The 14,683-nt window shown below is 39.2% G+C and carries 12 protein-coding genes; all 12 read left to right on the top strand.

The features are described from left to right. Positions 1–16 precede the first annotated feature (16 nt). Genes NHH15_RS02445 through NHH15_RS02390 form a run of 12 tightly spaced genes read left to right on the top strand, consistent with a single transcriptional unit; the run spans position 17 to position 14,672 of the window. Positions 17–1,513: an LCP family protein gene (locus NHH15_RS02445; RefSeq protein ID WP_262065051.1), complete on the top strand. Its 1,497-nt coding sequence runs from the start codon at positions 17–19 to the stop codon at positions 1,511–1,513. After that, positions 1,513–3,516 (top strand): polysaccharide biosynthesis protein, encoded by a 2,004-nt coding sequence (locus tag NHH15_RS02440; RefSeq protein WP_262065050.1) that lies wholly within the window; start codon positions 1,513–1,515, stop codon positions 3,514–3,516. The genes NHH15_RS02445 and NHH15_RS02440 overlap by 1 nt, the downstream gene beginning before the upstream one ends. Next, positions 3,491–4,903: an O-antigen ligase family protein gene (locus NHH15_RS02435; RefSeq protein WP_262065049.1), complete on the top strand. Its 1,413-nt coding sequence runs from the start codon at positions 3,491–3,493 to the stop codon at positions 4,901–4,903. The genes NHH15_RS02440 and NHH15_RS02435 overlap by 26 nt, the downstream gene beginning before the upstream one ends. 1 nt (position 4,904) lies before the next feature. After that, a complete protein-coding gene (locus NHH15_RS02430) occupies positions 4,905–6,005 on the top strand; it encodes a glycosyltransferase (protein WP_262065048.1) in 1,101 nt (366 codons plus the stop codon). After that, positions 6,002–6,997 (top strand): glycosyltransferase family 2 protein, encoded by a 996-nt coding sequence (locus NHH15_RS02425; protein WP_262065047.1) that lies wholly within the window; start codon positions 6,002–6,004, stop codon positions 6,995–6,997. The genes NHH15_RS02430 and NHH15_RS02425 overlap by 4 nt, the downstream gene beginning before the upstream one ends. Before the next feature lie 20 nt (positions 6,998–7,017). Further along, entirely contained in the window at positions 7,018–8,007 is a 990-nt protein-coding gene (locus NHH15_RS02420; protein WP_262065046.1) for a glycosyltransferase, read from the top strand. Positions 8,008–8,009: 2 nt separating this feature from the next. Continuing rightward, complete coding sequence (locus tag NHH15_RS02415; protein WP_262065045.1) at positions 8,010–9,047, top strand: glycosyltransferase family 2 protein; 1,038 nt, start codon at positions 8,010–8,012, stop codon at positions 9,045–9,047. Then, entirely contained in the window at positions 9,028–10,476 is a 1,449-nt protein-coding gene (locus NHH15_RS02410; protein WP_262065044.1) for an oligosaccharide flippase family protein, read from the top strand. Before NHH15_RS02415 ends, NHH15_RS02410 begins: the two co-directional genes overlap by 20 nt. Then, entirely contained in the window at positions 10,476–11,681 is a 1,206-nt protein-coding gene (locus tag NHH15_RS02405) for a DegT/DnrJ/EryC1/StrS family aminotransferase (RefSeq protein ID WP_262065043.1), read from the top strand. The genes NHH15_RS02410 and NHH15_RS02405 overlap by 1 nt, the downstream gene beginning before the upstream one ends. Continuing rightward, a complete protein-coding gene (locus tag NHH15_RS02400) occupies positions 11,678–12,382 on the top strand; it encodes a sugar transferase (protein ID WP_262065042.1) in 705 nt (234 codons plus the stop codon). Before NHH15_RS02405 ends, NHH15_RS02400 begins: the two co-directional genes overlap by 4 nt. A gap of 5 nt (positions 12,383–12,387) precedes the next feature. Beyond that, positions 12,388–13,608 (top strand): glycosyltransferase family 4 protein, encoded by a 1,221-nt coding sequence (locus NHH15_RS02395; RefSeq protein WP_262065041.1) that lies wholly within the window; start codon positions 12,388–12,390, stop codon positions 13,606–13,608. Next, positions 13,605–14,672 carry a glycosyltransferase family 2 protein gene (locus tag NHH15_RS02390; RefSeq protein ID WP_262065040.1) on the top strand — a complete coding sequence of 356 codons (1,068 nt, stop codon included), beginning with the start codon at positions 13,605–13,607 and terminating at the stop codon, positions 14,670–14,672. The genes NHH15_RS02395 and NHH15_RS02390 overlap by 4 nt, the downstream gene beginning before the upstream one ends. Positions 14,673–14,683: the final 11 nt, after the last annotated feature.

Here is a 14,683-nt window from a genome sequence, read left to right as displayed (position 1 = left end):
GATTAGGAGGAGAATTGTGAGCGATTCAAGAAAGAACTACCATAGAGGAAGAAAAAAACAACAAGTAAAAGAAACAAGGAAATCAGAAAAGGGTGGAACCGGATTAAAAAGAGCTGGATTTATTATTGTTTTGATTCAGCTAATGGTATCGGTTCTCCTTGTTGCGACGATTGGAATGACTGGATTTGCACCGATGAAATATTTGGTCATTGTAGGTGGAGGACTGTTGTTCCTGTTCCTTATAACCTTTAGTCTCCAGTTTGGAAAGAAAAAGGCAAAAATAGTTGGAATCGTATTCAGTTTATTATTCAGTGTGATTGTTGGATATGGAATCTATTTTGTAATCTCTGCAAACAATCTGGCTGGCAAGGTAAGTGGTGGAAAATACAAAACCGACAATATGGTTGTAGTCGTTAAGGATTCAGATCCTGCAAAAACATTAAAGGATGCAAAAGATTATACCTTTGGTTATCAGATTGCAACAGACGCAAAGAATAACGGAACAATGATTTCTGCAATGGAAGAGGAATTGGAATCAACCATTGCAACGAGAGAATACAATTCCTTGAATGAGGTTGCGGAAGCGGTGCTATCAGGGGAAGTAAAAGCAGCTTTCTATAATGAAGGATATGGAAGTATGCTGGAAGATACTATTGAAGGCTATTCCGGGCAGGTGCGGGTAATATACCAGCATGGAATCCATACAGAGGTAAAAGAAGAGGAAGTGGAAAAGGACGTATCGAAAGCCTTTACGGTGTACATTAGTGGGATTGATGTAAGCGGACCAATTACTACGAATAGCCGAAGTGATGTGAATATCCTTATGACCATTAACCCGGATACAAAGAAGGTTCTCCTAACCACAACTCCAAGAGATTTTTACGTTACCATTCCAGAGGTGAGCGGTGATGCAAGAGATAAGCTGACCCATGCAGGTATTTATGGTGTGGATGCATCGATGCGTACCTTATCACAGCTTTACGATATCCCAATTCAGTATTATGCAAGGGTAAACTTTGATTCTCTGATTCAGATTGTAGATGCAGTAGGAGGCGTAGAGGTTTATTCAGAAGAAACCTTTGTAACAGAAATCGGCGGTTATCAGATTAATGAAGGAATGAATCAGCTGGATGGACAAAAGGCTCTTGGATACGTAAGAGAGCGTTATGCTCTTGCTGGAGGAGATGTACAGAGAGGAATTAACCAGCAAAAGGTAATTACAGCCATCTTTAAAAAGATGCTTTCACCTACCCTTTTGACAAATTTTGGTCAGATATTAGGCAGCGTTGAAGGAAGTGTACAGACAAACATGACGAAGGATGAGATGTCGAAGCTTGTAAATGATCAGCTTGCCACAGGCGGGGATTATGATATCCAATCGGCTTCTGCAATCGGAACGGGAGATGAACAGCCTTGCTTCTCGTCCGGAGCTCAGCCGCTTTACGTAATGTGGCCGGATGAAAATGTAATAAACGATATTAAAGCACATATGAAAGAAGTGATTGGAGAGTAATGGAACGATTATTAAGTAAAGTAAGAGGGATTGATTTATCGGTTTTATATAAATTCATATTGTTGGGATTTGATATTATTTTTATTAATTTCAGTTCTGCTCTGGGCCTCTTGCTGCGCTTCAATCTTCAGCTAAGCGAGATTCCAGAGGAATACTATATATCCGTCACGAGAATGGCAGGATTTAATACGGCGGGGACAATTTTAATCTTTGCCCTGTGCCGCCTCTATTCTTCATTATGGCGGTTTGCGGGAATGAAAGAATTTTTCTATGTCATAAAGGCCTGTGTTGCATCCGTGCTGCTCAATATTCTAATGTACTATTTAGGATATCAGCCTATTTATAGAAGCTACTTTATTCTCTATGGAACCTTTCTTTTTATTTTTACAATTGCAACACGTTTTGCTTACCGGGTTGCCCGGACGGTTTACCGGAAGAATCAACACGGCAGTCAAATGCGTAACACCATGATTATTGGTGCAGGAGAGGCGAGTAATGTCGTCATTAATGAGTTGGAGCAAAGCGGTGCTCTTGATGCGAAAATCTGTTGTATTATTGATGATAATCCGAAAAAGCAGGGGAATTATATTCGCGGCATCAAAGTAATTGGTGGACGAGATATGATTTTAGATGCTGCAAAAAAATACAATATAACAGAAATTGTAATAGCGATTCCCAGTGCGCAAAAGAAGGAAGTCTCTCAAATCATTGAGATTTGTCAGAAAACGGATTGCGAGTTGAAAATTTTACCGGGAGTTTACCAGTTGGTAAATGGAGAGGTTACCGTATCGAAAATCCGGAATGTGGAAATCGAAGACTTGCTGGGAAGGGATCCAATCCAGATTACTTCTGAGAAAATCGGACGGTACGTATCCGATAAGGTGGTGCTGATTACCGGTGGAGGTGGAAGTATCGGAAGTGAGCTGTGCAGACAGATTGCAGCCAATGGTCCCAGACAGCTAATTATCTTTGATGTCTATGAAAACAACGCTTATGATATTCAGCAGGAGCTGAAACAAAAGTATGAAAACCTTGATTTAGTGGTGCTGATTGGTTCCGTAAGAAACAGCAGAAAGCTGAACAAGGTGTTTGCTCAATACAGACCAGACATCGTGTACCATGCAGCGGCTCACAAGCATGTGCCTCTTATGGAGGACAGCCCAAACGAAGCGGTTAAAAACAATGTCTTTGGAACCTACAAGACTGCATTGGCGGCAGATCGGTACGGAGTGGAAAAATTTGTGCTTATTTCTACCGATAAGGCAGTGAACCCTACTAATATTATGGGTGCCACAAAGCGTATGTGTGAGATGATTATCCAGATATTTGGAAGGCGCTCTCAGACAGAATATGTGGCAGTACGGTTTGGAAACGTATTGGGAAGTAACGGAAGTGTGATTCCTCTTTTTAAGAAGCAGATTGAAGAAGGAGGGCCGGTTACCGTTACACATCCGGATATCATCCGTTATTTTATGACGATTCCAGAAGCAGTGTCTCTTGTTCTGGAGGCTGGAGCCAGTGCGAAGGGTGGAGAAATCTTTGTCCTGGACATGGGTAAGCCGGTGAAAATCGTAGACTTGGCAAGAAATCTTATTAGCTTATCTGGTTACACACCGGAGGTAGATATTGAGATTAAATATACGGGACTGCGTCCCGGAGAGAAGCTTTATGAAGAGATTTTAATGGATGAAGAGGGATTAGAGGAAACAGAAAATTCTCTGATTCATATTGGAAAACCTTTGGACTTTGACGAAGAAGAGTTTTTACGGGAACTGGAGAAGCTGTATGCTCTTACTTATGCAGAAAATCCGGGAATCAAACAGATTATTAGCCGATTGGTGCCCACCTATACAATAAAGGGTGCAGATATTGAAAGAGACAAGAAGATATCGGATAAGCTGAATCGGGAGTACAGTGATACGAACGAGAAGCTTCCCCAAGCCTTTTTAAATAATTCACATACTTTGGAGAATAACGATGTTGCAGAAAAACAAGAAGATTGATTACATCTATAGCGTAGAGTTGGCATTTAAAATTGCATTTTTGCTTCTTACTTTTGCCACCTTTAATACCTTTATTTATTTATCACCAGTTCAGCCAGTCCTGGTTAAGATTTGTCTGGGGCTGGGAGGGATTGCTCTGATTTTGCGGGCAATTCACTTTAAGGAATATATAAAAATGCCGTATTGGTTTGTGCTGGCAGGTTTTATTGGCAGCTTTTTACTGTCGATTTTTACGAACCGCCAATATGGTCGTATGACAGATGATTTAAAATGGGTGATCTGGACGGTATTTCTATTCTTTTTACTTTATACAGTTCGTCAAAAAACGAAAGAGGATAGTTATAAGAAAGAATTTACTTTGATTGCCCATGTATTTATTGGATGCAGTGTCATTGAAGCTATTTGGAGTTTGTATCTGATGTTCACCTATTACAGCAGCTTTCTGACATCCGAATCAGGAGAAATGCTGATCGCAGGTTTCAAATGGGGAAGGCTTTGGGGTGCCTATACAGATCCAAACTACGGAGCAGTCGTAAGTGTTGTGGCAATCTTTCTATGTATCTACTTTTTTATGCAGAGAAAGCTTCCAGGTAAACTTCTCTATGGAATAGCAATGCTATTGAATTATGTCTATATTGTTTTTTCGGATTCAAGGACGGCAGAGTTGACTATGATTGCCGGAATTCTAAGCTATATATTTGTATACCAGATGGTAAAAAGGAAGGGAGTGAAAAAGATTTTACTCTCTCTTTTGTGTGGAGTGCTATTGTCTGGTGTTTTTCTGGCTGGAACCACTTTGCTGAAATTAGAATATAACGTAAAGATTCAAAAGGAAGTTACACGGATTGAAAAAGAAAATGCCAAGAAAAATCAGAAGAACAAGACAAATGCAGAAAAGAAAAAAGAGCAAATGCTAGGCAGAAAGAAGGATATTGAAAACAATATCAGTAATGGAAGGCTGGATTTGTGGAAAAGTGGTCTTGAAGTATGGAAAACAAGTCCTGTTTTAGGAACAGGATACAATTCCTTTATACCTTATACGAAGGAAAACGTAGAAGACACCTATGTTGTGAATAATAATCAGGGAGAATACGTAAGTCTTCACAATGGTTATGTTAATATTTTAGTATATCAAGGGATTTTAGGATTCCTTTTAATGCTTGTATTTATCGGCTTGGCAATTCGATATTATGTGAAAGGGTTTGCCTCTATTCAAAAAGAGGATGGAGGTTATCTGGCTGTTTTAACTACAGGTGTTGTGATTGTGGCCTGCTCCATGATGTTTTTATTAGAAGGCGTTTATACGAATTCGCCAGGAGCCTTTATTCTTTGGAGCTTTCTCGGGTATTTAATGCATTACTTTTACAGTAAAAAAGAGGAGAAATAAGTTGAAGCGTATACTCGTTGGATTTATTATGGATGGCAGAAGTGGTGGGATTGATAATTATTTATTGAATCTTTTAGAGAATGTCTGGGAGCCGGAGCTGAGAATTGATTTTTTATCTGACCGCATAGACGAAGAGTTACAGGAACGTCTCAAACCATACAAAAGCAGAATATTTGCAATACCTTCATTAAGGCGGCCTTTTGCCCAATATCGCTTTGTGAAAAAGTTGATTCAAAAGGAAAATTATGACACCCTTTATTTTAACATTTCAACTGCCATTGATTTTATTAGCCCTATGGCTGGAAAAAGCGCCGGAGTAAAGAGGCGGCTGATTCATTCTCACTCCAGTGGGAATGACAGCGAGAGCAGTGTAAAGAGAAGAATTCTGGATGGAGTAAACTGGGTGTGTCGAAAGTTTCTTTACCGTTTTGGAACGGAGTTTTATGGTTGCTCAAAAAAGGCGGGATTATGGATATTTCCAGAGAAGGTTGTGGAGTCTCCGCAATATGAGACAATCTTAAATGCTGTGGATTTCAGCAAGTTTCATTATTCAGAGGAAGAGAGAAAAAGGCTTCGAGAGGAGTTGAATATAAAAGACTCTTTGGTTTTAGGAAATGTAGGGAATCTACGGTACCAAAAAAACCAGGAATTCTTGATTCGGGTAATGAAAGAAGTGGTGAAAACCAGAAGGGACGTGGTTCTTCTAATTGTGGGAGAAGGTCCAAGGAAAGAGTGGTTTGAAAGTCTGGTGAAGGAAGAAAATCTTACAGAGAATATTCGTTTTCTTGGTTTTCGTAAGGATGTAAATGCTTTGATGAATGGAATGGATGTCTTTCTTCTTCCCTCAAGGTTTGAAGGACTGCCTACAGTAGGTGTGGAAGCACAATGTGTGGGATTGCCATGTTTGATGAGTGATACCATCACCAGGGAAGTGAAGATTACAAAGGACTGTGAGTTTTTAACCATTCAGGATGAAAAGATTTGGGTGGATAAAATCTTGAGGATAAAAAGTAAAAATAGAGAAGAGATACAGTGGCTTTCGATAAAGGATCAGTACCGAATGGAAGCGCTAAAGGAAAAGCAGAGGAAATTGTTAAGATGAAGGCTTTAGTGAGTATTATTGTTCCGGTATACAATGTCCAGGCATATTTGGAGCGGTGTGTTATTAGCCTGGAAAATCAAACCTACAGAAACGTTGAGATTATTTTGGTGGATGATGGCTCCACAGATGGCAGTGGTGCCTTGTGTGACAGTCTAAAAGAGAGGGATTCTCGTATTCAGGTCATTCATAAAGAAAATGGTGGCTTAAGCGATGCAAGAAATACAGGCTTAAAAGCTGCCAATGGAGATTATGTCATCTACATCGATAGTGACGATTATGTGGGACTTAATATGGTTAAAGCTTGTTTAGAGAGAATTACTCAAGATGAGAGCGATTTATTGATATTTGATTTGATTCGTGTAGAAGATAATCAGGAATCGATTGATACCATCCATGAGCTAAAGAGTGGTTGTTATAGGTTGAAGGAGGAAAAGAAGATTCTTCTTAGTTCGCCGTCGGCGTGTAACAAGATGTTTCGAAGAGATTTTTTATTAAAAAGTGGCGTGACCTTTCCGGTGGGAAAACACTATGAGGACTTAGGGACGATACCAAAGCTTTTTCTCTTAGCAAATAAAATCAGCTATATAAAGAAGGCTTTTTATTACTATGTTCTTCGATCAGGCTCGATTATGACGGGGCAGGTACTGGAGAGAAATTATAGGGATCGAACGGAGATGATTGACAGAATCATAAAGTTTTATCAAGAGAAGGGAGAGTATCAAACTTTTTATAATGAGCTTTCCTGGATGACTTTCTTAAATGGGTATTTTCTTCCATCGAAAGAAACGATTTTGTCGGATTATCGAAATAAAGGAATTCGAAAATTCAAACAGTATATGTATAAGAGGTTTCCGGATTTCAAGAAAAACCCTTACAGGAAAAATCTGTCCAAAAAGGATGGTTTTCATCTTTGGACTATTGATTCGGAAAATTATTGGATTATGATTCTTTTTTCGAAGCTTCGGAAATTAAAAGAAACCATATTGGGTTGAAAGAAGAGGAAATGATTGGGATGGAGTATTTAGTGAGTATTATTGTTCCGGTTTATAATGTACAGGCCTATCTGGAACGCTGTGTAGTAAGTTTAAGAAATCAAACCTACGAGAATATGGAAATCATTTTAGTGAATGATGGATCCACAGATCAAAGCGGAGAGATGTGTGATTCTTATGGAAAAGTGGATTCCCGCATTCGCACCATTCATAAGGAAAATGGCGGCTTAAGTGATGCAAGAAATACAGGCTTAAAAGAGGCGGCAGGTGACTACGTAATTTTCATTGATAGTGATGATTATGTAGAGCCAGACATGGTAAAGGAGTGTCTGGAAAAAATCACACAGGACGAAAGTGAGATGCTGATTTTTGACTTTGTACGTGTGGAGGAGGGCCGAAAAGAAATCAATACCATTGATGGGTTAAAAAGTGGCTGCTATACATTGAAACAGGAAAAGAAACTTTTGTTAAGCTCTCCATCAGCATGGAATAAGATGTATCTTAGAGCGTTTCTTTTAAAAAGTGGTGTAACCTTTCCTCTCGGTAAGCATTATGAGGATTTGGGAACGACGCCTAAGCTTTTGCTTTTGGCAAATAGGATTACTTACTTTAAAAAAGCATTTTATAACTATATGATTCGTCCTGGTTCAATTATGACTGGACAAGTCTTAGAAAGAAACTTTCGGGACCGAACGGAAATGGTGGATGAAATCTTAAGGTTTTACAAGGAGAAGGGAGAATATCAGGAGTTTTATAATGAGCTTTCCTGGATGACTTTTTTTAATGGTTATTTTTTTCCTTCAAGAGAAATGATTTTATCGGATTATCGCAAGAAAGGAATTCGAAAATTCAAAGAGTATATGTACCAAAGATTTCCGGATTTTAAGAAGAACCCTTATACGGCCACCTTATCAAGAAAGGATCGTTTTCATTTATGGTCGATTGAGAGTGGAAATTATTGGGTTATGGTGCTGTTTTCGAAGCTTAGAAAATTAAAGGAGAGGATATAAGGATGCTGAATGAAGAGAAGGTTCTAACTGTTGCAATTCCGTCATATAACGTGGAAAGATTTTTAGAACAAACATTAGATTCTTTGGTGATAGCAGAGGATTTGATGAAAAAGTTGGAGGTTCTAATTGTAGATGATGGGTCAATGGATGGAACGAGGGAGATTGGTTTAACGTATGAGACGAAATATCCCGATACATTTCGGGTGATTTCCAAGGAAAACGGCGGACACGGCTCTGCTATTAACAGCGGAATCAAAGAAGGAAAAGGAAAGTATTTTAAAGTACTGGATGGAGATGACTGGGTTGACACAGAAGATTTTGCAAAGCTTATACCAGCACTTGAAGATGTGGACACAGACTTTGTTTTCACCAATTATTATGAGGTGGATGATCAGACGAAGGAGAAGAAACTGATTGACTACAAAGAATTTACTTCCGGCCAGCCGGTTCCGATTGAAGAGGTTCTTGATAAGATTCTGCTTCCCATGCATGCTCTTACTATTCGTTTGGAATTGCTCCAGAGAGAGAAAATTGTCATGGATGAGCATCGTTTTTATGTCGATGTTGAATACGTACTGTTCCCCATTCCTTATGCGAAGGACATTACTTATCTGGATTTGAATATCTATATGTACCGCCTTGCTCAAGTACATCAAAGTGTTAGTATGAGAGGCTACCAAAAGCATATACAAGATCATATTGATGTGGTTCTGCATTTGGCTGCTTTTGCCAGAGATTATAAAGAAGATAATCCCGTTAAGCAGGAGTGTATTAAAACGAGAATTGCACAAATGGCCAGAGATCAAGTTAATATTTTTATGAGCTATGATGCCAGCAATGAGGATATTCAAGACTTGTTTTATGTTTTTGACCAGGAATTGAAACAAACGAATTTTGAGATTTATAAGCGGACAGGAGAGTACAGTGGCATGCTTCGCCTGCTTCGCCGCTTAAGCTTTGCATTTTACCGACCGATTGTGTCCTATGCACAGAGAAGAAATCAACCAAAGGAAGAAGTAAATGAAGATACGCTCAGTTAAATTCAATTTTATCATGAACTTTATATTGACAGCATCTTCCATTATTTTCCCTCTTATTACGGCACCCTATATTTTTCGTGTGCTGCAGCCAGAGGCCAGTGGAAAAGTGGATTTTGTGGCATCTGTTATTACGTACTTTATGATGTTTGCTTCTCTCGGTATACCAACCTATGGGATACGAGCCTGTGCAAAGGTAAGGGATGACAGAGATAAGCTGTCGAAGACGGTACAGGAATTGATGATTATTAATACGGTTACCATGTGTATTACTTATGGAGTGTTTTTAATTCTGCTTCGCCTTGTTCCTCAATTTTATGCAGAGAAGGAACTGTTTCTGATCAATAGTATTAGTATGGTTTTAAATGTGATTGGGGTTGCTTGGTTTTACAATGCAATAGAGCAATATGCATATATTACGACGGTATCCATTATTTGCAAGGTGATTTCCATTATCTTTATGTTCTTGCTGGTGAAAAGCCCGGAGGATTATATTGTATATGGAGGAATTACAGTTTTTGCAGGAAGTGCCTCATACATTGTAAACTTCTTGAACTTAAGAAGGTATATATCCTTTCGGAAGAAGGGGGCTTATGAATTTCAAAGACATTTCAAGCCGATTTTAGTCTTTTTTGCTATGACGGCAGCAATTAGTGTTTATACCAATCTGGACATTGTTATGACCAGGTTTATCAGTGGGAATACGGAGGTTGGATATTACACGGCTGCAATTAAGGTGAAAACTCTGCTGGTGACCTTTATTACCTCTCTCGGTACGGTACTCCTTCCAAGGCTGACTTATTTGATGAAGGATGGAGAAAATAAAGCCTTTCAAAAGATTATTATAAAAGCCTTTAATTTTGTACTGATTATTGGTTTGTCGGTGACGGTTTACTTTACACTTTATGCAAAAGAGTCTATATTAATTTTAGCAGGTGTTCATTATGACAGATCTGTTCTGCCAATGCAGATTTTAATGCCAGCAGTATTGTTTATTGGATTATCAAATATTACTGGAATTCAAATACTGACGCCAAGAGGTGAGGAAAGAAAGGTTCTTTACTCTATTCTCTGGGGGGCGGGGATTAATTTTATATTAAACATGATATTAATACGTCTTTATGGCGCCGCCGGCGCCGCCCTTGCAACTTTAGTTGCAGAAGGTGTGGTATTGATGGTACAGGGAATTTATTTAAGAGAGACCTTAAAAGAAATTCTTCCAGAGATAAGTTTTTTACAAAACCTTTTGGCCAGTGCCCTTAGTATTGGATTGGTCTGGTTCTTCATGAGGTTTGTGGACTTGAATGCGTTCTTAACAATGGTGGTTTCCGCTTGCATCTTTTTTGGAACATACCTGATTGTTTTGGTTATCACAAAAGAAAAATTCACCATGGATATACTTCATGGTTTGTTGGAAAGAAGGAAAAGATAATGAAGATAGCGTTTTCACCCCCAGATATAACAGAAGAAGAGATTGAAGCAGTAGCAGAGGTTTTAAGAAGTGGTTGGATTACCACTGGTCCTAAGACAAAGAAATTTGAAGAAAAAATTGCAGAGATTTCAAATACGAGAAGAGGAGTTGCACTGAATTCTGCAACGGCTTGTATGGAAATGACTCTTCATTTGCTGGGGATTGGTCCGGGAGATGAAGTGATTACAACGGCTTATACGTATACTGCTACAGCAAGCTGTATATGCCATGTAGGAGCAAGGCCTGTAATCGTGGATACCATCAAGGGAGAGTATTGGATGGATCCGGAAAAGGTGGAGGCAGCAATTACAGAGAAAACAAAGGGGATTATTCCTGTGGATTTAGGTGGCATCATCTACCCCTATTATGATAAACTATATAAGGTTATCGAAAGTAAAAAAGAAATTTTTGTTCCAAAGTCTAAGTTTCAGGAGGGTATGGGGCGCATTGCAGTGATTGCAGACAGTGCTCATAGTGTTGGCGCGAAACGTCAGAATCGGTCAAACGGTACCTGGGCAGATTTTACTTGCTATTCTTTTCATGCGGTGAAAAATCTCACTACAGGAGAAGGCGGAGGTCTGACCTGGAATGTTTCAGAAGAATGGGATGAAGAAATCTATAAGGAATATATGCTTTTATCTTTGCACGGGCAGTCAAAGGATGCTTTGGCAAAGACACGGCTTGGTTCCTGGGAATATGATGTGGTTGCACCTTATTATAAATGCAATATGACGGATATTGCAGCAGGAATTGGTTTGGTGCAGTACCAGAGATATCCGGAGATTTTAAGAAGAAGAAAAGAGATTATTAACCAGTATAACGAAGGCCTTCAAGAGCTGGGGATTCACACCCTGCCTCACTATTGTGATGGGAATGAGTCGGCAGGACATTTGTATCTGACCAGAATTCCAGGATTTACCTTGGAGGAGAGAAATCGTTTTATTGAAGAAATGGCAGAGCGGGGAATTGCAACGAATGTTCACTATAAACCTCTTCCTCTTCTTACGGCATATAAAAACCAGGGATACCAGATAAAAGATTATCCAAATGCTTTCGAAATGTATCAGAATGAAGTTACACTTCCTCTGCATACAAAGCTTACCGATGAGGAAGTGAGCTATATTATAAAGAACTATAAAGAAGCATTAAGGAGTATACAAAAATGATCCGACCTTATGACCAGTTACCGGGGTTTATGCAGAAACCGGAAATTTTGTCCTACTATTTACAAATCAAGAAGAAAAGAATAAGCTTAATATTAAAACGTGCCTTTGATTTGATTGTGGGAAGCTTCCTGCTTATTCTATTAAGTCCGGTTATGTTGATTGTAGCAATCTTAATTAAGGTCGACAGTCCCGGACCGATATTTTACCGCCAGATACGTGTGACTCAATATGGGAAGCAATATCGAATTTTCAAATTTCGAACCATGGTAAACAGCAAAGGGAAGAACAAACAGCTGATTACCGGGAAAAATGACAACAGGATTACGAAGGTGGGAAGTAAGATACGGGACTTACGCATTGATGAGATTCCCCAGTTGTTGAATGTACTGACAGGAGATATGACCTTTGTGGGAACCCGACCGGAGGTTTTACAGTACGTTGAAAAGTATACGCCGGAAATGATGGCAACGCTTTTACTGCCAGCCGGAATCACCTCTCCAGCCAGCATTAAGTATAAGGATGAAACGGAAGTGATTCAGGAGTACGAAAAGCAGGGAATGGAAGTGGAGGATATTTATACAAACATTATATTGCCAGAGAAAATGGAGTATAATCTTACTTATTTGAAAAAGTTTAGCTTTTTAGGAGATCTTAAAGTTATGATAGATACTGTTGTGGCAGTGCTAAAAAGGAAGGAATAAACAGGATGAAGAAGCTTGGAATTATCACCATGGGTGTGAAATTAAATGGAGAAAAAGGATATACAAGATTTCGGTATCTTTCGGAATTTTTAGTGAAAAAAGGGTATCAGGTGGACTTGATTACCACAAGCTTTCAGCATTGGGAAAAGGCTCAAAGAGATATTGAGGACATTAAAAAGGACCGGTATCCTTTTGGGTTGAAATTCATATATGAACCAGGCTATAAGAAAAATGTTGACTTGAAAAGAATTTACAGTCATAAGGTGGCGGCAAAGAATTTGCGGGCTCTACTGGAGGCGGAAGGAGATTATGATCTCTTGTATGCAGAGATTCCACCGAATGATGTGGCTTTAGTGGCAGCAACCTATGCAAAAGAAAAGAATATCCCTTTTGTAGCAGATGTAAATGATTTGTGGCCGGAAGCCATGAAGATGGTTTTGGATATTCCTCTGCTGAGTGATTTGTTGTTTCACCCACTTCAAAGAGATGCTGAAAAAGTGTATTCCTTAGTGTCAGGTGTAATTGGAACCTCAGATGAATACAGAGACCGGCCTTTCGAAAACAATGACCGGAAAGGAAAGATTCCCAGTGAAACAGTTTATGTAGGAAATGAAATTGCGGAATTTGACTTAGGTGCAAAAAAGCATGAGGCTGAAGTGGAGAAGAAGGAAGAGGAGTTCTGGATTTCCTATGCCGGTACAATTGGCACCAGCTATGATATTAAAACTTTGGTTTTAGCCGGCGAAAAGCTTCTGATGGAGGGGCACGAAAACATAAAGGTTAAAATTATGGGTGGCGGTCCCACAAAGGAAGCGTTAGAAAAGCTGGTACAGGATCAGGATATTAAAAATGTTGAGTTCGTAGGGTATGTTTCCTACGAGATGATGGCAGCCTATTTGAAAAAATCAGATATCGTAATCAATTCATTTGTGAAGAAGGCGCCTCAAAGCATTGTCACTAAGATTGGTGATTATCTGGCCAGCGGAAAAGCAATGATTAATACCGGTATGAGTCCTGAATTCCGCGGGAAAGTCGAAAAGGATGGTTTTGGTGTTAATATTATGCCAGAGGACGTAAATGTTCTTGCGGAGGCCATTTTGAAGCTTCAGGCCGATGAGGCTGGACGTTTGGAAATGGGAAAAAGAGCAAGGCAGATTGCTGAGGAGCAGTTTGACCGGCCAAAGGCTTATGAAAAAATCGAAAGGTTAATCAGTGAATTATTATGAATAAACCCTTTGTCAGTATCATATTACCCACCTATGGAGTAGAAAAGTACATAGAGCAAAGCCTGCAAAGTCTTTTAAAGCAAAGCTTTCGGGATTTTGAAATTATAGTAGTAGATGATGCTTCTCCTGATAACAGTATTGAAATTGCAAAGAGATACCGGAAGATTGATGAGCGTATCAAAATCATATGCCACGAAAAAAACCAGGGTTTAAGTATGGCAAGAAACACAGGGATTGAAGTGGCAAGAGGAAAGTATCTTTGGTTTATGGATCCAGATGACATTGTTGACAAGGATTTGATTGAAAGAGTGTATCAGTCTACTCTTAAGAATGAAGCAGACTTGATTATTTTTGGACTTAAAGAGGAGTATTACGAAAAGGATACGTATCTTTACAGTAATACCCGGATGCCGAAAGAGCATTGCTTTCGAAACAAGGAAGAGCTGCGAAGATATATTATGGAGCTGGAGCAGGAAACACTTTTTGGATATGCGTGGAATAAATTTTACAAAAGAGACCATCTCTATAAAATAGATTTAAAGTATGAGAAGGTGACTTTGATTGAGGACATTGTTTTTAATATTGCTTTTGTAAAGGATATTCATTCCATGAATACCTTGGCCTTTGCACCGTATCACTACGGGAAGAGAGGTACAGGAAGTCTGACTAATAAGTTTGTCCCAGATTACTATAAGCTTCATGAAAGAAGGATTCGGGATTTTTATCGACTTCTCCGGTATTGGGGAGAGGACACTCCTAAAAATAAAGGGATTCTTGGAAGTCTTTATGGGAGATACGTACTGTCAGCAATACAGAGAAATTTTGATCCGAGAAGCGGGTTGAAAAGGAAAGACCGCAAAGGGTTTATATTGGACATCTTCAGAAATAAGTTGTATATAGATTTGGTACCCCATGCAAAGGCGAAGGAGAGTAAAGCCCTTCGTATCTGGCTTTTTATTTTTAAAAGAAAGAGAGCTGGACTTTGTTTGTTTATGGGAAGAGTGGTAGATATTATACGTAATCGAATTCCGGTTTTCTATAATAAGACGAAATCGGGGAGATAAAGAGGAGGTCA

The sequence above is a fragment of the Aequitasia blattaphilus genome, from assembly GCF_024721305.1.
Classification (GTDB): Bacteria; Bacillota; Clostridia; order Lachnospirales; family Lachnospiraceae; genus Aequitasia; species Aequitasia blattaphila.
The sequence above is the reverse complement of the archived record's forward strand: the minus strand, read 5'-3'. Positions and strand labels throughout refer to the sequence as shown.